We start from the raw sequence: 19,055 nt of genomic DNA, 5'->3' as shown, positions 1-19,055 counted from the left end.
TGGAGCAGCGTTTCGACAGCAGTTCGGTAGGCCCCCCGCGCCCGATGTTCACGAGAACAGGTTCTGGCTCAACTCTCGTGGAGGGTTCGCTCCTGCGTGGAGGAGGCATCCGCCGATGTGAGAGGTTGGCTGATGTGGGGAACTTCAATGCGGAGTGGGCAGCAGCACCCGAGGCGGTGAGACGCTGCTTGGCGTTGGCGTACGAGGCGCTGGCGGCCGGGGGTCTGGCGGTGGGATCAGTGCTCACTGATCCCACCGGCGTGGTGAGGGCCGAAGGGCGGAACCATGCCTATGACGACGGCCCCGGAGGGGGTCCCCTGCGCGGTTCGCCGCTTGCGCACGCCGAGATGAACGCTCTGGGCGCGGCACGAACCGATTGGGACCTCAGCGTCCTGACCCTGTGGAGCACGCAGGAGCCCTGCCATATGTGCACGGCTGCGGCTGCCTTCACGGGCGTAGGGGAGGTGCGGTACCTGGCCCCGGATCCATGGGCACTGGCCAGCGGGAACGATGGTTCCTCGGGTGTGGCGGGAATGGATCAGCAACCTTGGTTGGTGGTGGCCAACGTCATGTTTCTGCGCAGTGTTTCGGTAGCCGCACAAGGAACAGAGGAACCGGCGACGCTAGTTCGCTGCCGAGAGCTGGAGCCGGAGACGGCCGGCCTGCATGACGCCTTGCCGCCTGGTCTGCCTGTGGCGAGGAGTGTCGAAGAATGGCTGGCAAGCCAGTGGCACGCCATCGGTGACGCCGCGACCGCCCGCCGGCTGAGAGTGGAACGCTGAGGTAGCCCTACAACGTGCATCTGGCGACGCGACCAGCCGGTCAGTGAGATCTCCGTGCTGTGGGTACGAGTGGGGGTGCCGCACCACCACAGAAGTTGAGCCAGAACCCGTGAACGGACAGCACCGCAGCGGTGGCCGGCGGCTGGCCGTCGACCGTGCCGCGACGGTCCGAGCAAAAGCGCTGGCTACGGGCGGAGGCCGCAGCGGCCGGAGCTCCGTTGCCGACCGGGGCAGGTGCCTCCCGTTCTCGTGGACATCGCCTCCCGGGCTTGCCAAGCGCGCCTCCCGGAGCTGTGAACAAATGCTGCTCGAAGTCGGGCTCTGTCACAGTTTCTGTGACAGAGCACTCTGAGCAACGGCCGAGATGTCTTCCAGACGTCGAAGCAGGCTTCTGGAGAAGAGGCAGGACGGGGCTGGCCGGATTCGAACCGGCGTCCTCCCACATGCGGTGAAGGCGCGACAACCCCTGCGCTACGAGCCCCGTCCTGGCAGGGATCATACGAGCCTCTGCGCTCCGCTGCCTCGAATATCCCCGGCCCCACAGACCACTCGCCGTGACGGCTTCACAGAAGTTGTGCCAGAACCCGAAGTCGTGAACAAAGCCATCTCGCACAGCTCGGCAAGGAGAACCTCGTGCAGGTGCGGACCCTGTACCGGACTCGGTCAGGTACCCCCGGCCCCGCCAGGACGTTTTGCTTTCTCCGATCTCCGATCGGCGACCGGCTCGGAGCGGTCGCCAGGTCGGGCCGCTGGTGGGGCCTCGGCCCGTACGGCACGAGTGCGCCGCTCCATATCTGCGCCGTCGGCCCGTACGGGACGAGTGCGAGGGCGGGGTGGGTGGTGCGGTTGCCGTCGGCCACACTGATGCGGTGCCACGCCTCCTGCGCTATCTCCTCATATGGCTGTCGTGCACCGCGGCGAGCGTCACCGCGGTGATGCTCACGGTGTACTTCGTCATCGGCCTGACCCGACCGACCCCGCCGGCCGCGCGTTCGGTCCAGGCGGTGTACCCCTCCCCGTCCGTCCTCGTCGGGGTCCCTGCCTCGTCCGTCGCGACCCCACCGAAGGCGCCCACCACCCCGCCCTCGTCCCCCTCGTCACCGCCGCCGACCACCCGGACGCCCTCGCCGTCACCCACGGCCACGCGGGCGCCCGTCCCGCCCACGCCCCGGCCGTCGGCCCCGAAGTGCAGCGGCGGCCCCGGGCTGCACACGGTTCCCTCCGAGGGGGGCAAGGTCACCGTCCAGTACGGCCGCGACAGCGTGTGCTTCGTCTCGGCCGTTCCCGATCCGGGCTTCCGCACGAGCACCGGTCAGAGCGATCCCGGCACGTTGGTGGTCGTCTTCACCAGCGACGACCATCGTTCGCAGATCACGGCGACCGTCGTGCCGAAGGCGCAGGCCAGCGTGCGCGAGACCCGGTTGTGAGTCCTCTGGCAGGCGCCCAGGGACAAGGGGAGAACCCCTGGTGAGGGGCGTGCGGTCACGAACCTGAGCAGTTCCTTAAGCGTGCCTGATGGGTGGCATCAGGACGGTCCGGGGCGCGTTCCCGGCGCCTAGGCTCACGGTCGGTCAGGACGATCGCTCCGGCCCCGGCGGGCAGCACGCCGGGCCGCGTCCTGCGCCCGCTCCGGTATCGGCCGCCTCCAGGCCCCGGAGAGCTCACCGACACAAGGGGTTGATCCGTCATGGCCGCACACCGGCGCAAACAACGCACCGTCGGCATCCAGGGCCTCGTCCGCTTCTCGGCCGTCTCCCTCACGGTCGCCTCCGCCGCTGTCGCCACGGCCTGGGGAGTGGGCGGCTCGAAGAACGACGCGGCGCAGAACGTGTCCGTGGCCGCGGTTCCGGACGCGCCCGCCGACTTGGCAAACGCCGATCCTGTGCCCATGGAGGCGGCGACGGCATCCGCCTCCCCCACCGCCGTAGCGACGTCGGTTCCTCCGACGACCCGGCCGAGCCCTTCCACCTCCTCGCCGGTGGCCAAGCGCCCCGCGGCGACGACCAAGGCCGCGCCTCGCCCCGCCAGGACGACAGCCGCGCCCGCCCCGACCAGGCCCACCGCGAAGAAGACCGCCCCCGCCGCGGGCTCCTCGGACTCCTCCGGTTCAGCCGGTCCCTCGGGCTCCTCGGGCTTCACCAGCGGCTACCCGACCGGCGCGGACGCCCGGGGCGCCGTCACGGCGGCGGTCGCCGCAGCCAAGGCCGACGGCAAGAAGGTGCTGATCGACTTCGGGGCCAACTGGTGCGGCAACTGCAAAGCCGCCGACCGGGTGTTCGCCACGAGCGGCGTGGGGGCGCTCCTGGACTCCTCGTACCACGTGGTCAAGGTCGACATCGGCAGCCAGGACTCCTCGGCCTTCGACCTCCTGCGCGACTACTGCTCCGGCGAGGGCGCGTACAAGATGCCCGTCCTGGTCGTCCTCGACGGCAACGGCAAGGTGGTGACCGAGACCCACTCGACCGGCAACCCCGGGCTGACCGAGGCGGGCCTCGGCGCGTTCCTGCGGAAGTGGGCCTGATGACGGCCCGCGGCCACAGACGCGGCGCGGCAGCCACGGTCCTCCTGTTCCTCCTCGCCCTCGCGGCCACCGGCTGCGGCGGGGGCGACGCGACGGGAGCGGACGGCGGCGCGCCGGGAGCGGGCACCATCGGGACCGCGGCGGCGCTGCCGGTCGCCGAACGCCCCTCCGCGCCCGACACCGCCGGCCGGGACCTCACGGGCCGGGACCTGGCTCTGCGCTCGTACCGCGGCAAGGTCGTCGTCCTGAACGTGTGGGGCTCCTGGTGCGCCCCCTGCCGCGCCGAGGCCGCCGACCTGGAGGCGCTGCGCGGTGCGGCGGCGCCCCGCGGGGTGGAGCTCCTTGGCGTCAACGTCCGCGACCGTTCCACCGGGCCGGCCCGGGAGTTCGAGCGGACCTACGGTCTGCGGTACCCGAGCATCCACGATCCCGACGGCATGCTGCTGCTGGACTTCCCGCCCGCGCTGCTCAACCCGCAGGCCATCCCCTCCACTCTGGTCATCGACCGGCAGGGCCGGATCGCCGTCGCCGTCTCCGGCCCGGTCACCCGCGCGCAGCTGGAGCCCCTCGTGGACCGGGTCGCCGGGGAGGACGGGTGACCGGCCCCGCGTGGGCGGCGCTCGCCGCCGGGCCGGCCGCCGGCGCCGTGTCGGGCACCCTGCTCCTCGCCGTGCCGGTGGCCGTGGCCGCGGGTCTGGTGTCCTTCCTCTCCCCGTGCGTCCTGCCGCTCGTGCCGGGCTACCTGAGCTACGTCACCAGCCTGTCTGTGTCCGACCTCGCCGAGGCGGACGGCGGGCGGCGCGGGCGGATGGTCGCCGGAGCGGCGTTGTTCGTCCTGGGTTTCAGCGGCGTCCTGGTGTCCGGGGGCGCCCTGTTCGGCTTCGTCGGGCGCAACCTGCTCGCGTATCAGGACGGCATCACCCTGGTCCTCGGCCTGTTCACCGTCGTCATGGGACTCGCGTTCGCGGGCTGGCTGCCCGGGTTCACCCAGCGCGAGCTGCGCAGCAGCCGCCGGCCCTCCTTCGGGCTGGCCGGCGCACCCCTGCTGGGCGTCGTCTTCGGCGTGGGCTGGACCCCTTGTATCGGGCCGACCCTGGCCGCCGTGCAGGCCCTGGCCTGGAACGAGGCCAGCGCCGGGCGCGGCGCCCTCCTCATGGTCTGCTACTGCGCGGGGCTCGGCGCGCCCTTCCTTCTCACCGCACTCGCCTTCCAACGCGCCCTGCGCGCCTTCCGCTGGGTCAGGAACCACCACGGGACCGTCATGCGGGCCGGCGGCGCACTGCTGGTCCTCGTCGGCCTCCTGCTGGTCAGCGGCCTGTGGACCGACCTGGTGTACGCGTTGCAGGTACGGCTGCAGGGCACGACCTCGTTCCTGTGAACGGCGGTACCCAAGACGGCCGGCCGGTACCCGAGAGGACCGGTACCCGAGAGGGCCGGTCAAGTCCGCGACGGGGCAGCCCGCTCTCCCCGAAACTCCAGAAATGCCCGAAGCACCCGAAGTGAACGAAGTGGCCGAAGTGGCCGAAGCATCCGAAAGACTTGGAACGACGACATGAGACACCCCATGGCCTCCACCCACCCTGCCCCTCACCCGTCCCCCCGCCTCCCCCGCGCCGCGCGCACGCGCTTCGCCTGGGCCGCGGCCGCGCTGCTGGCCACCGCCGCGCTGACCGGCTGCGGCCAGGAGTCCGCGCCGCCGCACGCCGCCACCGCCACCGCCACCGCCACCGCGGAGACGGAGTTCAACGAGAACGGCGTCACCGTCCGGCTGAGCGTGGCCGACTGGAAGTCCGACGCGGGGACCCTGGTCGCCACGTTCACACCCGACGAAGCCGGCTTCCACCTCTACAGCACCGCGCTCCCCGCCGAGGGCGTCGAAGGGGTGGGGCGACCGACCGAGGTCCGTCCCGTCGGTTCGGTCGCCAGCTCCGGTGAGATGACCGTGGACAAGCCGGTCAAGAGCATCACCGTGCCCGGTGTACGCGCCGCCGTACCGGTCTACCCCGACGGCCCCGTCAGGGTGACGCTGCCGATCCGGGCGACCGGTCCTGGCGAGGCGAAGGTGCTGATCGGTTACGCGAGCTGCAGTTCGACCGAGGGGTGTACGATCCCGGTGGCCGACCGGGCGGTGTCCCTGCGCACCGGCGAGCACGGCCTGTCGTTCGGCACCTCCTGACGGTCCGTCGTACCGGATCACGGGGCCGATACGACGGCATATGCCCCTCCCGGAGGACGTCGTACCGGGAGCCCCTCCGGCCGCCCGTCGCCCGGACCCCGGCCCCTGGACCTCGGACCCGAATCCCTCACCGTGGCGCTGCGCACACGGCTACCCGTTGGAGCGCCGCACCCGTGAACCGAGGGTCCCGTAGACGCCGTGCCGAGCCCGGAGCCCCGCGGTGAGGCGCTCCCTGGCGGGGGTGGCCCTGGCCGTCACCTCCATGGTGGCGCTGTCGTTCCTGATCCCGCTCGGTCTGCTCGTGATGTCGCTGGCCCGCGAGCAGAGCATCACGGCGGCCGAACAGAGCGCGGCGGCGATGGCGCCGATCCTGGCCCTCACCACGGACGCGGCCGAGCTGCGTGAGGCGGGGGCGGGGCTCCGCGCGGCCGAGCACATGGTCATCCATCTGCCGGACCACAGCACGGTCGGCGGCGCGGGCCACGCTCCGCCGGAGCTGCTGGGCCGGGCCGAGGAGGAGCGCGAGTCCATCTCCCGGGACGTGCCCGGCGGCTGGATCTATCTGCAGCCGGTGATCCTGCCCCAGGACCGGGTCGCGGTGGTGGAGAACTTCGTCCCCGACGACGACCTGACCCGGGGGGTCGCCCTGTCGTGGAGCGTCATGGCGGGTCTGGCGGTCGTCCTGCTCGGCGGCTCCGTCCTGGTCGCCGACCGCCTCGGCTCCGCCGTCGTCACGGCGGCGAAGCGGCTGGCCGAGGCATCACGCCGGCTCGGCACGGGCAACCTCGACACCCGTGTGCAGCCGAAGGGACCGCCGGAACTGAAGGAAGCGGGAACGGCCTTCAATACCATGGCCGACCGCATGACGGACCTGCTCGCCGTCGAACGGGAGCTGGTCGCGGACCTGTCCCACCGGCTCCGCACGCCCCTGACCGCCCTGCACCTGGCGGTCGAGCGGATCGCGCCGAGCGCCGACACCGGACGCATCCAGACGGCCGTCGCCGAACTGGAGCGGGAGCTCAACGCGATCATCGCCGAGGCGCGCACGCCGCTCGCCGTCGGCCCGATGGGCCGGGCGCTGCGGGGCGAGGAGTCGCCCGACGGGCCGCGGGAGGGCGGGGCCACCTGCGAGGTCGCCGACGTCGTCCGTCGGCGCGCGGCCTTCTGGGCCGTGCTCGCGGGTCAGCAGGACCGTCCCTGCACCCTGCAGATCACGGACGAGACGACCCCCGTCCGCCTGCCCGAAGCGGACATCACGGCCGTCGTGGACGCGCTCGTGGGCAACGTCTTCCGGTACACCGCCCCGGGCACCGCCCTGGAGGTCTCCGTGTGCCGCACCGCCCACACCGTGGAACTGACCGTGCACGACGCCGGCCCCGGCATCGCCGACCCGGACGGTGCGCTCGCCCGCGGCGGGAGTACGGGCTCCACCGGCCTCGGTCTCGACATCGCCCGTCGCGCGGCCCTCGCCGCCCGGGGCGCCGTCCGCATCACGCGCGGCCCTCTGGGCGGTGCCCGTGTGGCGGTCACGTTCCAGTTGTCGACGGGCGCGGCGCCGGGGCGTCCGCGCTCGCGCCGCAGGGGTCGGAAGTCGGCCGCGGCCCGGACGGCGCCGGGCGCGGCGGGCGACTGACCGCCCAGTCCTCCGTGTCGTGGGGTCGGTCCTCCATGTCGTGGGGTCAGTGCTCCAAGTCGTGGGGTCGGTCATCGTCCTGGCTCCTGTCCCCGACGGTCCCCGGGTCCCGGGCCGAGGCCACATGTCCGGCGGCTGCCACCACCGCCTCCACAAGCGGTTCCGCGCGGTTCTCCCTGAGCCAGGCGAGTCCCGCCGTCGACGGGGGCAGGTCCGTGACCTCGACGTAGCGGATGCCGGGGCGCGGGAAGAGGTCGCGCGCGGCGGCCGGCAGGAAGCACATGCCCCTGCCCTGGGCCACGAGGTGCAGCAGGCCCTCCAGGTCCGAGGCGACGGGTCCGTAGCGGACCGGGGTGCCGTCGGGGCGCGGGTCGGCGGCCCAGAAGTCCCACCAGAGCCGCGGCACCTGCGGCGGGACGTCGATCACCGGGTGGCGCGCCAGCTCGGCGAGGGTGATCCGGTCGCGGTCCGCGAGCGGGTCGCTCTCGGAGAGGCAGGCCAACCGCGGTTCCGTGGCCAGGTGCTGCACCTCGACGCCGGGCGGGACCGGTGGGCGGAGAAAGGCAACATCGACGTCATGGCGGAACAGGGCGTCGAAGTGGTCGGCGAAATGGAGGCTGCGCACGTCGACCTCGACCAACGGATGCCGTTCGTGGAGCAGACGCAGCACCGCCTGCGTATAGGGCATCGCCGCCTCCGCGCCGATGGTGCCGACGACGAGCCGTCCGGAGAGGCGGCGCGCCTGCGTCGAAGCGCTGCGGCTCAGCCGGTCCATGGCCGCCACGACTCCGCGCGCGTCCGCCAGCAGCACCCGGCCCTGCGGGGTGAGCGTCACGGCCCGGCTCGAACGGTCGAACAGCCGTACCCCGAGGCGTTTCTCCAGGTCTCTGATCTGCTGGCTCAGCGCCGACTGCGTCATGAACAGCCGGGCGGCGGCTCGTGAGAAGTGGAGTTCCTCCGCGAGGGCGACGAAGAGCCGGAGCTGATGCGCGCTCGGCGTCTTCGGGTCGGGCGTCGGCGCGGCGCCTCCAGCGGCCGTTTCGCCAGTAACCATGATGAATCCCTTATTGATCCTCTTTCATGTCGCATGGCCACAAGCGGTGACATGAACAGAGTGCGAGTGGAAGGCTCGGCTCTCAAGCGACGCCCCGTGAAACCTCCTCGGTTCCACAGGGCGTTCCGACCATTGCTTTCTCGACAACGGGGGCCGAAACATGTCTGTGAGACGAGCGGTGGCGATGCTCGCCGCCCTCCTGGCCGTGCTGTTCAGCGCCGGCGCCGTTCAGGCGTCGTCGCCGCAGGCCGGCACGACCACCCGCGCGGTGCAAAGCGCGCCGTCCACGGCCGAGGCCGCGCCCCTCGCGGCCCAGGCGTCGTGCACCGCCCGCAACGTCAGCCACTACGACGCGTACACGGGGCGCACCTGGACGCGCGACTGGGTGTGCGGCAACCGGGCCGGCGCGCCGCTGTACGGCTGCGCCAGCTTCATCTCCGTCTGCTCGGCGATCGGCTGGATCGACACGTCGACGAGCTGGTTCGTGTGCTGGGGCAGGGGCGCCGCGCACAGCGGCGGCAACAACATCTGGTACTACACCATGGGTGACCGCATGGCTCCCGGTCGCGAGGGCCATCACGGGTGGGGCTTCATCCCCGCCGTCGACGTGTGGACGTCGACCGACCCCTGGCCCGGCATGACGGAGTGCAACATCCCGTAGGGCCGCCGGGAGTCGACCGCCCGGTCCGCTCCCGTGGAGCCCCTCGCGTCCTGCCAGGGGCTCCGCACCGCGGTCCCGGCGCCCTCGTCCGCCGACCCTTGCCGAGACCGGCCGGGCATCCCGCTCCCCCACCAAGCGAGGACCTCTCACACCATGCTCCGCATCGCCAGGCACTCCCCCACCACAGCTCGCCGTACGCCTCGGCGCCTGCTCGTCGCGACCGCGGCCTTCCTCTTCCTCTCCTTCACCGGCGCGGCGCTCCCGCACCCCGTCGCGGCCGCGACGGAGCCGACAGGTGGCTTCGTGTCGGCCGCGCCCGCGAGCCCCCAGGTGCCCGCGGGGGTCACGGCGGGCGTGGCGGTCTTCGACCGGCAGACCGGGACGTTCACCGAACAGCTCGCCCCGGCCGCCACGTTCCGGTCCGCGTCGGTCGTCAAGCTCCTGCTCGCCCTCGACTTCCTCTGGAACCGCAGCCCCGACAGCATCCCGGCCGCCGACCGCACCCGGCTGGACGCCATGCTCCGCAGCAGTCAGGACGCCGCCGCCAACCACTACTGGTCCACCTACGGCGGGCCGGCGATCGTCGAGCGCATGGTCACGCGGCTCGGGCTCGCCGACACCGCTCCCCCACCGGCGGGCTACGAGGGGTACTGGGGCTACACGGCCATGTCGGCCCGCGACACCGTGAAGACCTACCGGCACATCCTGGAGTCCGCTCCCGCGCCGGTCCGCGACTTCGTCATGGAGCGTCTGCGCCAGTCGACCCGGTGCGCGTCGGACTCCTTCGACCAGCACTTCGGCATCGCCGGCGCGTTCGACCGCCCGTGGGCCGTGAAGCAGGGCTGGTCGGGGAAGTACGCGACGGGGAGCTGCGGTTCCGTGAGCGCGACTGCGGCCAGTGGCACCGACGCCTCGGCCCCCGCCTCGGCCCCCGCGTCCGCCCCAGCGTCCGCGCCCTCGGCCTCGTCCGCAGGCGCGGGTGAGGCGAGCGTCGACCTGAGCCGACCGGCGCTGCACACCACCGGCACCGTCGGGGCCGGTGACCGCTCGATCGTGGCCGTCCTCACCCTGCACCCGGACGGCACGTCGTACGGAAAGGCGTACACCGACCTCGGCCGGCTGACCCGCTCTCTGAACGTTCCCGGCGGAACGGCGCCGAAGGGGAAGTGGTACGGGACGTGGGGTCAGGACGTCGCCGTCAGGACGTCGCCGGTTGTCGGGGACAACCTGCTGACCCGGCTCCCGGCCGGCGTGGAGGTGCTGGTGGGCTGCCAGAAGAAGGGGCAGCTCGTCTCCGTCCCGCCGTACACCAACGACTGGTGGGCGTACCTGCCGCAGTACGGGGGCTACGTCACCAACATCTACATCAGCCATCCGGCGAACCAGTTGCCGGACGTGCCGCTGTGCACGGATCCGAAGTGATCCCGGGGATTCCCGGAGAAGGAGTGACGATGTCGCGTACCCGGCGTTCCACCCTCGGTGTGGTGGGTGCCCTCCTGTGGGTGCTGGTTTCCGCCTTCGCGGCGGGTCCGGCCCAGGCTGCGGCCTCGGACGGGCCCCGCGAGAGCGGCGGCCACACCATGGTCATGCCGCCGGCACCCCGGGGCGAGGGGCTGTCCTCGCGTGCCGTGGCGGCCGTGTCCCCGACGGTCTCGCCCTGGGCGGACTACGTGCACACGACGTCGGGCAGCCCCGTCACGTGTGCGTCGGGGAATCTCTGCACCGGGGTCTGGGACCCGGTGGTCGGCAAGTACAAGGTCTTCTTCCTGTACCGGTGCCAGCAGTACTCCCTGTCCCACTGGAACGGTGTGGGCCAGGTGGTGAACAACCAGGTCGGTGCCGCCGCGTTCTTCTACGGCCAGAACGGCAAGGTGCTGGACGTCGTTCTGCCGGATCCCACGCCCTTCACGTACGACTGGACACCTGTGTGGTCCATCCGGAACTGCTGAGCGGCGCGCGTCGGCACCGTCCGGGAAACGGGCGGCTCCGCCCGGTGGTCGCGGTCGCCTCCGGCGGCCCCGGTCACCGGGCGACCTGCGTGACCACCCCGGTACCGGCCTCCACCGGGCTCGCTGCCATCCGTTCGCGGGGGCCGCGCCCGGTCGCGTACGGCCTGCGCATGACGAGGACCACACCGGCCAGACCGGCGTCCGTGGAGGCCGTGTTCCCGGAGCTGGTCCCCTACCGGGCCCGTGCGACCCGGTTGCACCCGAGACCGGGGAGGCCCGGCATGCACGACAGCCACGTCGGCGGGCCGATGCTGTGGCCGGACGACGAACCGTGGCCGCTCTGCCACGAGCCGCACCGGCGCGAGTCCGAGGGGTACGCACCGGAGGAGATCCGCAGCGCCCGGGCCGCCGGCCTCCGGCCGTCGGGCCGGCCGTGGAGTACCGAACAGGACGGTCCGGTGCTGTTCGTGGGGCTGGCCCAGTTCTTCCGGCGTGACATCCCCGGGGGGTGTCGTCGACGAGATCCAGAACGCGGCGAACGGCACGGTCGGCCGCTCGTTCACCTCCGCGGCAGCGCCGGTGCCGTCGGAGCCGGTCCCAGCGTCGTCGTGCCGGGGGCCGACCGGTGCCCCAGCCCCGTGCGGTAGGCGTCCAGGGCTGCCTCAGTACGGCCGCCGCGGCGCAGCAGGTCGCCGAGCAGGCGGCACAGATCGGCGAGGTCGCCGCTCGCGCCGCTGCGCTCCAGCAGTCCCAGGGCCGTGACGTAGTGCTCCTCGGCGGTCTCGCTGTCCCCCCGTTCCTCGGCGATCAGCCCGAGCAGCCGGTGCGCGCCCCCGGCGTGCACCGCGCCGTGTCGGTCGCCCAGTTCGAGAAACGCCGAGAGCAGCTCCGACGCCTCGTCGTGCCGTCCGAGCCGCCGCAGGACATCGGCCAGCTCCACCTCCACCTGCGCGGTGAACAGCGCCGCACGCCTGCTGCTCAGCATCTCGCGGGCGGCTCGCAACTCCGTCTCGGCCGAAGCCAGTTCCCCGCTCTGCGCCAGGACGTAGCCGCGCATCCAGTGGCAGTGCGCGAGGTCGGTACGCAGGCTCAGCTGTTGGTAGATCGCCTGCGCCTTGGCCAGTGAGGCGTCCGCGTCGGCCGTGCGCCCCTCGGCGAGGAAGGTGCGGGCCACCTGCCGGTGCATGCCCGCGAGCAGTGCCGGATCGTCGACCTGCGGAGCCAGCGCGAGGGCGAGTTCGGCGGCGTGGGCGGCGCGGGCGTGGGCGCCCATGTCCATGTACGGACCGATCACGGCGGCGTACAGGACGACCAGCGCTTCGGGGTCGGCGAGGCCGCTCGCGCCGAGCTCGTCGATGGCGGACTCGAGGAGGTAGCAGGCGTAACGCAGCTCGCCGGCAAGGAGGTGCGCGACGGCACGGCCCCGGATCGCGCGGGCGCGGCGCGGCAGCGGCTCCTCGGCGAGGAGCCGCTCGACGGCCTGGAAATGACGGCCCGCGTCGGCCAACTGCCCGCTCTCCAGGGCGCAGTCGCCGAGCCCGAGCAGCGCCTCTGCCTGCTCGGGCTCGAGGCCGAGGTGCTCCGCGTCGGTCAGCAGCCGCCGGTAGCGCACGGCGGCCTCCTCCGCCGTCCCGGTGGCCAGCTGCCGGCGCGCCTCGACGAGAGCGAGCCGCAGTTCCGTGGCGAGGTGTGCGGGCCTGCCGGTGGCCAGCTCCTCGTACGACGTACCGAGCCGCTCGGCGAGGAAGCGCAGCGCGGTCTCCGAGGGCCTGACCCGGCCCGACTCCAGCGTCGACACGTACGCGGGGGTGTAGCGGGGATCAGCCAACTGCTTCTGCGTCAGACCGTGTTGCGTGCGCAGTCGCTGCACTCGGCGGCCGATCGTGGCCGGATCGTCCATGAGGACCCCCTGGTTCGTGAACTGCCCAGTATCCAGACGCGGTAGGCATTGCGCACGCCCTCGCCCTCCCCCTAGGTTAAGCGACCTGTTCAACACATTTACTGCTGCACTTAACTCGCCTGCCAAGGGGCTGATTTCATGCGTTCAGCACGACGGGGAGCCATGGCGGTCGGAGCGGCCGCCGCCCTCGTGGTCGTACTCGCCGCCGCACCCGGCAGCGTCGCCGCGGACACGCCGGCACCGCGCGCGGCCGGAGTCGAGGTCGAGATACCGGGCCCCGAAGAGGGGACGTTCGCCGGCTCGGGCCACACGCACGTGCCGCCGGAGGGCAGGGACCGGGCGGCCGCACGCCTGTCGTCGCCCGAGGTGGCGGCCGACGGCGAGGTGACCAAGACCGTCGACAACGGCCCCAGCGCCGACCGGCTCGACATCGTCGTCGTCGGGGACGGCTACACCCTCGCCGAACTGCCCCGGTTCCACGCCGACGCCCAGAAGAAGTGGGGCGAGCTGACGGCCGTCGAGCCGTACGCCACCTACCGCAACCTCTTCAACGTCTGGACCGTCGACGCCGTCTCCAACCAGTCGGGCGTCTCCGGCGACCCGTCACCCGACACCGTCCGCGACACCGCACTCGGCTCGTACTTCTGGTGCGACGAGATCGAGCGGCTGCTCTGCGTCGACCAGGGCAAGGTCGACGCGTACGTCGCGAAGGCGCCGGAGGCCGACCTGGTCCTCGTCCTCGCCAACAGCACCAAGTACGGCGGCGCCGGCTACAACGAGCGCAGCGAGACCCTCGGCTACGAGGGCATATCGACGGCCTCGGCAGGCAACGAGAAGTCCGGCCAGGTCGCGATCCACGAGACCGGCCATTCCTTGGGCAAGCTCGCCGACGAGTACTTCTACGCCGACTACCCCGGCTACGAGCGGTACGTGGGCCCCGAGCCCGCCGACTCCAACATCACCACCCTCACCGCCGGCGACATGGCCGCCCGGGGCACCAAGTGGCACCGCTGGCTCGGCGAGCCGTCTCCCGACGGCGGAGTCGTCGGCGCGTACGAAGGCGGCGGCTACTACGTCACCGGGCTGCGGCGCCCCACCGAGGACTCCCTGATGCGTTCCCTCGGCAAGCCCTTCAACCTGCCCGGAGTCGAGGCGATGATCGCCGGCTTCTACCGCGAGGCGCGCATCGCCTCCCCCGTCACGGCCACCGGTCGCACCCTCCGCGGGGGCGACACCGCCAAGGCCCTCGTGCCCCGGCTGGCGGGGGCGGACGGCCGTCAGCTCACGATCCGCTGGTATCTGGACGGGCGGGAGGTGAAGGCCCTCGCGGGGCGCAGCCACGTGCGGGTGTCCGACCTGGCCCTGCGGCTGCTCGACCTCCGGAAGCACACGCTGTCCCTCACGGCCGAGGACCGCACGCCGTCGGTGCGGGACCGCGACATCGCCCGGACGATGAGGTCGACGGTCAGCTGGACGGTCCGGCTCTGACGGCTCCGGCGGGCGTACGTCGCGGTGTGCGGCGGACTCGGAACGAGCACCCTCGGTGGTGAGGCGGGACGCGGCCGGCTCGGCGTCGGCCGTGTCCCACGCCCGGGTCGGAGCGTCTACGCGCCGGCTCGGGCCACCAGCAGGGGCTGGAAGAAGCCCGTCTCCTGGGGCATCCGCCACCCAGGGGCCACGAACCCGGCCGCGGCCGCGAGACCGGCCAGCAGGTCGTGGCCGAGTGCCCAGTAGGTCGCCCGGCGGACCTGGACGCGCCGCTCTCCGCCCTCCGGGAGGAGCTGGAAGTGCTCCAGGTCGTACCGCTCCCCGTCCTCGTGCCAGTGCCAGAGCTGGAAGGTGACGGTGCGCCCTCCGCCGTCGGCGAACGGGAGGCGCCGCATGTCGGCCGCGGCCGTGGGCAGGCTGAGGCTCCGGTCTGCGGCCTCCCGGGCGCGCACTCGGCGGCTCGGGTTCAGTTGTCGTGGCCCGCGCGCAGCCAGGCAATGTAGTCGGCGGCCGCGCGTTCGGTGTCGTACGCGGGCCGGTAACCGGTGTCTCGCGTGAGGCGGCTGATGTCGAGCACCAGGTGGGGTGCGTCGACGTGCCCTGGGGCGAGGTCGACCTGGGCGTCGGGGACCACTTTTCTGATGGCGCTGCTGATCTGGGCGTTGGTGGTGGCGCGGCCGGATCCGACGTTGTAGGTCCGGTGGTTCAGCGCCTGCGCGAGCTGCAGGAGGGCGATCGCGCGTCCGGTGTCCTTGACGTAGGTCAGGTCGAGACCGTCGGCGGCGGAAGCCGGATGGACGAGGTGGCCCAGGTCCGCCGCGGTGCCGCGGGCGGCGGCGTGGACCAGGGCGGGGGCGGCGAAGAAGGGGTCGAGGTGCCCGAGCGGGCCCCAGGTGCCGGAGATGCGGTAGTGGACGATGTCAAGGCCGGTGGTGTCGGCGAGGAAGCCGCCGAGCATCTCTCCCACCTTCTTGAAGGTGGGGATGGAGACGGCCGCGGTCATCGACAGCGGGGTGTCCTCGCGCAGCGGTCCGTCGTTCGCGGCGCCGAAGTAGACGCCGATCGTGCTCGCGATGCCGAGGCGCCGCACCCCCCACTGCTGAGCGGCCTCGACGATGTTCAGGAGCCCGTCGAGGGACTTCCGGGTCGCCTCGACGGGCGCTTCGGGGACGGGCGGCCAGGGGTAGGAGCCGGCCAGGTGGACGATGCCGGTGATGTCGTGGCGTCGGCCGACGGCCAGGAGCGCCTCGCGGTCGGTGATGTCCGCCTGCTCGACCCGCACCGGTTCGCCGGCGAGTACGGGCGGGAGCGCGCGGGCGCGGCGCTGGACCACGACGCACTCCTCGCCCAGGTCGAGCAGGGCGCGCACGGTATGGGATCCGATGAAGCCGAGGCCTCCGGTGACGAGGATCATCAGGTGTCCTTATGCGTTTCGGTGGCGGGCGTCGGCCGTGGTGGTGGGGTGGCGGTTCACTTGCTCCTCAGCTCTCCCAGTGGGGCGGGGTCCTCCTCCAGCGCGGTGCGTGCCGCCTTCCAGCCGGCCTCGTCGCCCAGCAGGGCCTTGCGCAGGAACGCCGTGGTGAGGTGCTGGACGAGGGCGACGCGCGCCGGGTTCTCGTCGGTGGTCTCGGCGACCTCGCGTCCGACGATGCCGCCGAGCGAATGCTCCGCGCCGAACAGGGTGAGCAGGCTCTTGTCGGCGGGGCTGTGGGTGTACGGATCGGTGAACCAGTCCGGTCCGCGGGTCGACAGCCGGGACTGGTCCCGGTCGCCGGCGACGATGAGCGCCGGGGTGGCCATCGTGGCGAACGACGGCCTCATGAAGGGGAAGTGCTCGGCGGCGAACGGGGTCAGATCGTCCCCCAGGCCGGTGAGCGCGAGCAGCACTCCCGCCGTCACGCGGGGGTCGGACATGTCCTCGCCGGGCGTGCCGTCGGCGTCGAGGACGCGGGCTCCCAGCAGGGTGCTGACGGTCTGCGCTCCCCAGGAATGGCCCGCGACGGCGACGCGGCTCTGGTCGACCCGTCCGGCGAGGCGGGGGACGGACGCCTCCAGGACGTCGAGTCCGTCCAGTACGGACGTGATGTCCTCGATGCGATGGCGCCAGATCCGCGGGGTACGAGGGTCCTCGGCCGGGATGCCGAGCGTCCGGGAGTCCAGGTGGGACGGCTGGACGACCACGAAGCCGTGCGCGGCCCAGTGGTCGGCCAGCGGGGCGTAGCCGTCCATCGACGAGCCGAAGCCGTGCGAGAGGACCACGACGGGCAGGTCGTTGCCGGTCACGGGTGCGGACACACGCACCTGGAGGTCCGCGCCCCGGCCGCCGGGGGCGGCCAGGACGACCGGCTTCACGGACACCACCGCGGCGGCCGCATCCGCGGGATTCCGGGCGATCAGGGCGTTCGAGTGGGACATGGGAGTGCCTTCCGATCAGGGTCTTCGCCCCTCGGCGGCCCGGCGGCGGACGAAGGGCGGCGCCGTGGGACCTGCCGTGGCGGGAGCGGGGGCGCGGTGTGCGGTACGCGGGTTCTTCCGCCTCCGCAAGGGAGCGCGGACGGCGTGAGCTGGCCACCGGCCTTTTGGTCTGCCATCATTCAATGAAACGGAACCTTGTTCCACTTACGATACGGAACGTCGTTCCGTTTTGCAACACCGTCATGAGAAGGAGCGCCGCGGTGAACGAGAGCAGCCCGCGCCAGGGAAGTTCGGCCGCCTCCCCGCGCAAGGACGCCCGCCGCAATCAGCAGACCCTGCTGGACGCCGCCGCCGCGGTCTTCGTCACGTCGGGCGTGGACGCCCCGGTACGCGAGATCGCCGCCAAGGCCGGCGTCGGACTCGGCACGTTCTACCGCCACTTCCCCAGCCGGGCCGACCTCGTCATCGCCGTCTACCGCCACCAGGTCGACACCTGCGCCGAAGCCGGACCGGCCCTGCTGGCGGCCGGCCCCACGCCCTTCGCCGCGCTCGAAGCCTGGGTCGACCTCTTCGTCGACTTCCTGGTCACCAAACACGGCCTGGCCGCCGCGATGCAGGCCGACAGTGCCGGCTTCGAGACGCTGCACGCCTACTTCCTCGAACGCCTGCTCCCCGTGTGCAGCCTGCTCCTCGAAGCCACGGTCGCCGCCGGCGAAGCCCGCCCCGGGCTCGACGCCTACGACCTCATGCGCGGTATCGGAAACCTCTGCATCGGCACCGAAGCCGACCCCCGTTACGACGCGCGCCGCCTGGTCGCACTCCTGCTCGCGGGGCTGCGGCAGTCCCGCTGACCACGACACCCGCTCATCGGCTCATCGGCTCAATCGTGGTGCGTACGGGGATCAGCGGGTGATCGAGACGGCGAAGGGCGCGAATCCGCCGGCGCGGATCACATGGGGGACGAAGAGGATCGCCGCCTCCGTGGCGCGGGCCGACCTGATGCCGCCGAGGTCGGTGATCCACTCGTCGCGCCAGCCGAGGTCGGCGAGGAGTTCGCGTACGGTCTGCTTGGCACGGGGGTCCTCGCCGGAAAGGAACACGGTGGGCGTCTCGGTGAGCATGGCCGGGGCGGTCATCACCGGGAAGAGCATGGTGTTGAGGGTCTTGACGACGTGCGTCTCGGGGAGCGCTTCCTGGAGTTGCTCGGCCAGGCTCGACCCGGGGTAGAGCAGGTCGGCGGGCAGGCCGTCCGGTCCGTCGGTGGTGGCGTTGGAGACGTCGACCAGGACGGTTCCGCGCAGCGCGTCGCGCAGGTCGGCGAGCCGCTCCAGGGAGCCGGCGCCCGGGGTGGCGTTGATGACGATCCGGGCGCGGCGGGCGGCCTCGGCGGCGGCGCCCGGTGTGCGGTCCGCGACGGTCACCTCGTGCCCCGCGCGGGTGAGGGCGGCGGCCAGGTTGCCGCCGACGCGGCCGTTTCCGAGTACGGCGATCGTGGTCATGAGGGTGGGGTCCCTTGTCGTGAGTTGGGGTGGGGCGATGATCGGGGTGGGGCGGTGCCCAGGTTCGGCGGTGCTCGGTCAGCGCGAGAGGGTGCTGACGGCCTGGGCGTGGACGCCGGGCGCGGCGGCCAGGAAGCCGGCGCTCTGCGGGGTCCAGGGACGGCCCTCGGCGTCGGAGATCCGTCCGCCGGCCTCCGCGACGAGGAGCGCGCCGGGCAGCAGGTCCGCGCGGGCGCCGGCGAACTGCCAGAAGGCGTCGAGCCGGCCGGCGGCCACGTTCACCAGGTGCAGGGTGGCGGGCACGGCGACGCGGACGACGAGTGCGTCGAAGAGCATCGCGGTGATCGAGGAGCCGACGCGCCGGACGACGTCCGCGTCCTCGTCGGGCCGGGCCTGGCTGGTGGCCACGACGCCCAGACCGAGGTCCGCGGTCCGGGAGACGTGCAGGGGGCGGCCGTCGAGGTGGGCGCCCGCGCCGGCGAGCGCGGTGTAGGTCTGGTCGGTCAACGGCAGGTGGACCACGGTGAGGACCGGCTGGTTGTCCCGCACGAGGGTGGCGGTCACCGCCCATTCGGGCAGGGCGTGCAGGTGCTTGACGTTGCCTTCGGCCGGATCCACGACCCACCACTCACCGGACGGCAGCGCGCCGCCGTCCAGCTCGTCCTCCACCCAGCCGGCGTCCGGGCGCAGGCCCGTGAGGCGGGGGCGCAGGATGCCGAGGGCCGTGTCGTCGTTGGCGGCGAGCGCGCTCATCAGCTCTTCGCGGGTGTCGTACGGGACCACCTCGCCGAACCGCTCGCGCAGTGCGGCACCTGCCTCGCGCACGGCGGCCGCGGTCTCGGCGAGCAGGTCGGCGTCGGAGAGGGAGACGGCGGCGATGAACGTGGCTGCGGCAGTGGCTGTGACGTCAGTGGCCTGAAGGGTTTCGGACATGGGGGTACTCCCGTCTGAGCAAAGGGCGTTGAAGAAGGCTTCGG

General features: G+C 72.4%; 19 protein-coding genes and 1 tRNA gene. 12 read left to right on the top strand and 8 right to left on the bottom strand.

Features of this window, described 5'->3' with window-relative positions; genetic code table 11:
* The first annotated feature begins 44 nt into the window (after positions 1-44).
* A complete protein-coding gene (locus AMK27_RS11480; RefSeq protein ID WP_079188407.1) occupies positions 45-782 on the top strand; it encodes a nucleoside deaminase in 738 nt (245 codons plus the stop codon).
* Positions 783-1,190: 408 nt separating this feature from the next.
* On the opposite strand, the gene AMK27_RS11475 is transcribed toward AMK27_RS11480, so the two are convergent.
* Positions 1,191-1,264, bottom strand: a tRNA-Ala gene (locus tag AMK27_RS11475).
* Positions 1,265-1,651: 387 nt separating this feature from the next.
* On the opposite strand from AMK27_RS11475, the gene AMK27_RS43580 reads away from it, so the two are divergent.
* The 6 genes from AMK27_RS43580 to AMK27_RS11440 all read left to right on the top strand — a co-directional run bounded on the left by AMK27_RS43580 (position 1,652) and on the right by AMK27_RS11440 (position 7,112).
* Positions 1,652-2,209, top strand: coding sequence for a hypothetical protein (locus tag AMK27_RS43580; protein WP_241847426.1), 558 nt, complete (start codon positions 1,652-1,654; stop codon positions 2,207-2,209).
* A 260-nt stretch (positions 2,210-2,469) separates the two neighbouring features.
* Positions 2,470-3,303, top strand: coding sequence for a thioredoxin family protein (locus AMK27_RS11460; protein ID WP_073905228.1), 834 nt, complete (start codon positions 2,470-2,472; stop codon positions 3,301-3,303).
* Positions 3,303-3,902, top strand: a complete 600-nt coding sequence (locus AMK27_RS11455) for a TlpA family protein disulfide reductase (RefSeq protein ID WP_073906032.1) — start codon at positions 3,303-3,305, stop codon at positions 3,900-3,902. The genes AMK27_RS11460 and AMK27_RS11455 overlap by 1 nt, the downstream gene beginning before the upstream one ends.
* A complete protein-coding gene (locus AMK27_RS11450; protein WP_073905226.1) occupies positions 3,899-4,681 on the top strand; it encodes a cytochrome c biogenesis CcdA family protein in 783 nt (260 codons plus the stop codon). Before AMK27_RS11455 ends, AMK27_RS11450 begins: the two co-directional genes overlap by 4 nt.
* A gap of 186 nt (positions 4,682-4,867) precedes the next feature.
* Positions 4,868-5,479, top strand: coding sequence for a protein-disulfide reductase DsbD family protein (locus AMK27_RS11445; protein ID WP_073905224.1), 612 nt, complete (start codon positions 4,868-4,870; stop codon positions 5,477-5,479).
* 220 nt (positions 5,480-5,699) lie between these two features.
* The gene (locus AMK27_RS11440) at positions 5,700-7,112 is read left to right on the top strand and encodes a HAMP domain-containing sensor histidine kinase (RefSeq protein ID WP_073905222.1); all 1,413 of its coding nucleotides are present in this window, start codon (positions 5,700-5,702) and stop codon (positions 7,110-7,112) included.
* 46 nt (positions 7,113-7,158) lie between these two features.
* On the opposite strand, the gene AMK27_RS11435 is transcribed toward AMK27_RS11440, so the two are convergent.
* On the bottom strand, positions 7,159-8,166 hold the full coding sequence (locus tag AMK27_RS11435; protein WP_073905220.1) for a LysR family transcriptional regulator: 1,008 nt from the start codon (positions 8,164-8,166) through the stop codon (positions 7,159-7,161).
* Between the two features lie 160 nt (positions 8,167-8,326).
* On the opposite strand from AMK27_RS11435, the gene AMK27_RS11430 reads away from it, so the two are divergent.
* The 3 genes from AMK27_RS11430 (at position 8,327) to AMK27_RS11420 (ending at position 10,776) form a co-directional block, all read left to right on the top strand.
* Positions 8,327-8,827 (top strand): hypothetical protein, encoded by a 501-nt coding sequence (locus AMK27_RS11430; RefSeq protein WP_143204843.1) that lies wholly within the window; start codon positions 8,327-8,329, stop codon positions 8,825-8,827.
* Positions 8,828-8,980: 153 nt separating this feature from the next.
* Positions 8,981-10,249: a hypothetical protein gene (locus tag AMK27_RS11425; protein WP_073905216.1), complete on the top strand. Its 1,269-nt coding sequence runs from the start codon at positions 8,981-8,983 to the stop codon at positions 10,247-10,249.
* A gap of 29 nt (positions 10,250-10,278) precedes the next feature.
* Complete coding sequence (locus AMK27_RS11420; RefSeq protein WP_073905214.1) at positions 10,279-10,776, top strand: hypothetical protein; 498 nt, start codon at positions 10,279-10,281, stop codon at positions 10,774-10,776.
* Positions 10,777-11,335: 559 nt separating this feature from the next.
* Here AMK27_RS11420 and AMK27_RS11410 read toward each other — a convergent pair.
* Positions 11,336-12,676: a helix-turn-helix domain-containing protein gene (locus AMK27_RS11410; protein ID WP_073905212.1), complete on the bottom strand. Its 1,341-nt coding sequence runs from the start codon at positions 12,674-12,676 to the stop codon at positions 11,336-11,338.
* Positions 12,677-12,814: 138 nt separating this feature from the next.
* Between AMK27_RS11410 and AMK27_RS11405 the strand changes: the two genes are divergently transcribed.
* Entirely contained in the window at positions 12,815-14,164 is a 1,350-nt protein-coding gene (locus AMK27_RS11405; protein WP_241847425.1) for a M64 family metallopeptidase, read from the top strand.
* Positions 14,165-14,280: 116 nt separating this feature from the next.
* On the opposite strand, the gene AMK27_RS11400 is transcribed toward AMK27_RS11405, so the two are convergent.
* The 3 genes from AMK27_RS11400 to AMK27_RS11390 form a co-directional block, all read right to left on the bottom strand.
* Positions 14,281-14,559, bottom strand: coding sequence for a hypothetical protein (locus AMK27_RS11400; RefSeq protein WP_445194847.1), 279 nt, complete (start codon positions 14,557-14,559; stop codon positions 14,281-14,283).
* A gap of 71 nt (positions 14,560-14,630) precedes the next feature.
* Positions 14,631-15,578, bottom strand: coding sequence for an NAD-dependent epimerase/dehydratase family protein (locus AMK27_RS11395; RefSeq protein WP_073905208.1), 948 nt, complete (start codon positions 15,576-15,578; stop codon positions 14,631-14,633).
* A gap of 56 nt (positions 15,579-15,634) precedes the next feature.
* Positions 15,635-16,579 (bottom strand): alpha/beta hydrolase family protein, encoded by a 945-nt coding sequence (locus tag AMK27_RS11390; protein ID WP_073905207.1) that lies wholly within the window; start codon positions 16,577-16,579, stop codon positions 15,635-15,637.
* Positions 16,580-16,839: 260 nt separating this feature from the next.
* On the opposite strand from AMK27_RS11390, the gene AMK27_RS11385 reads away from it, so the two are divergent.
* A complete protein-coding gene (locus AMK27_RS11385; protein WP_073905205.1) occupies positions 16,840-17,430 on the top strand; it encodes a TetR/AcrR family transcriptional regulator in 591 nt (196 codons plus the stop codon).
* A 51-nt stretch (positions 17,431-17,481) separates the two neighbouring features.
* On the opposite strand, the gene AMK27_RS11380 is transcribed toward AMK27_RS11385, so the two are convergent.
* Positions 17,482-18,078, bottom strand: a complete 597-nt coding sequence (locus tag AMK27_RS11380) for an NADPH-dependent F420 reductase (RefSeq protein WP_073905204.1) — start codon at positions 18,076-18,078, stop codon at positions 17,482-17,484.
* Positions 18,079-18,156: 78 nt separating this feature from the next.
* Complete coding sequence (locus tag AMK27_RS11375; protein ID WP_073905202.1) at positions 18,157-19,011, bottom strand: 3'(2'),5'-bisphosphate nucleotidase CysQ; 855 nt, start codon at positions 19,009-19,011, stop codon at positions 18,157-18,159.
* Positions 19,012-19,055 lie beyond the last annotated feature (44 nt).

Source organism: Streptomyces sp. CB02009 (assembly GCF_001905825.1).
Classification (GTDB): domain Bacteria; phylum Actinomycetota; class Actinomycetes; order Streptomycetales; family Streptomycetaceae; genus Streptomyces.
Note: the sequence above shows the minus strand (reverse complement) of the source record. Positions and strands in the feature narration are given on the sequence as shown.

Bases quoted from the DNA above. Each gene is read 5' to 3' on its own strand.
- AMK27_RS11445 (WP_073905224.1), top strand. From the start codon at position 4,868: ATGGCCTCCACCCACCCTGCCCCTCACCCGTCCCCCCGCCTCCCCCGC.
- AMK27_RS11460 (WP_073905228.1), top strand. From the start codon at position 2,470: ATGGCCGCACACCGGCGCAAACAACGCACCGTCGGCATCCAGGGCCTC.
- AMK27_RS11435 (WP_073905220.1), bottom strand. From the start codon at position 8,166: ATGGTTACTGGCGAAACGGCCGCTGGAGGCGCCGCGCCGACGCCCGAC.
- AMK27_RS11480 (WP_079188407.1), top strand. From the start codon at position 45: ATGTTCACGAGAACAGGTTCTGGCTCAACTCTCGTGGAGGGTTCGCTC.
- AMK27_RS11395 (WP_073905208.1), bottom strand. From the start codon at position 15,578: ATGATCCTCGTCACCGGAGGCCTCGGCTTCATCGGATCCCATACCGTG.
- AMK27_RS11380 (WP_073905204.1), bottom strand. From the start codon at position 18,078: ATGACCACGATCGCCGTACTCGGAAACGGCCGCGTCGGCGGCAACCTG.
- AMK27_RS11430 (WP_143204843.1), top strand. From the start codon at position 8,327: ATGTCTGTGAGACGAGCGGTGGCGATGCTCGCCGCCCTCCTGGCCGTG.
- AMK27_RS11390 (WP_073905207.1), bottom strand. From the start codon at position 16,579: ATGTCCCACTCGAACGCCCTGATCGCCCGGAATCCCGCGGATGCGGCC.
- AMK27_RS11405 (WP_241847425.1), top strand. From the start codon at position 12,815: ATGCGTTCAGCACGACGGGGAGCCATGGCGGTCGGAGCGGCCGCCGCC.
- AMK27_RS11420 (WP_073905214.1), top strand. From the start codon at position 10,279: ATGTCGCGTACCCGGCGTTCCACCCTCGGTGTGGTGGGTGCCCTCCTG.
- AMK27_RS11455 (WP_073906032.1), top strand. From the start codon at position 3,303: ATGACGGCCCGCGGCCACAGACGCGGCGCGGCAGCCACGGTCCTCCTG.
- AMK27_RS11425 (WP_073905216.1), top strand. From the start codon at position 8,981: ATGCTCCGCATCGCCAGGCACTCCCCCACCACAGCTCGCCGTACGCCT.
- AMK27_RS11375 (WP_073905202.1), bottom strand. From the start codon at position 19,011: ATGTCCGAAACCCTTCAGGCCACTGACGTCACAGCCACTGCCGCAGCC.
- AMK27_RS11410 (WP_073905212.1), bottom strand. From the start codon at position 12,676: ATGGACGATCCGGCCACGATCGGCCGCCGAGTGCAGCGACTGCGCACG.
- AMK27_RS11400 (WP_445194847.1), bottom strand. From the start codon at position 14,559: ATGCGGCGCCTCCCGTTCGCCGACGGCGGAGGGCGCACCGTCACCTTC.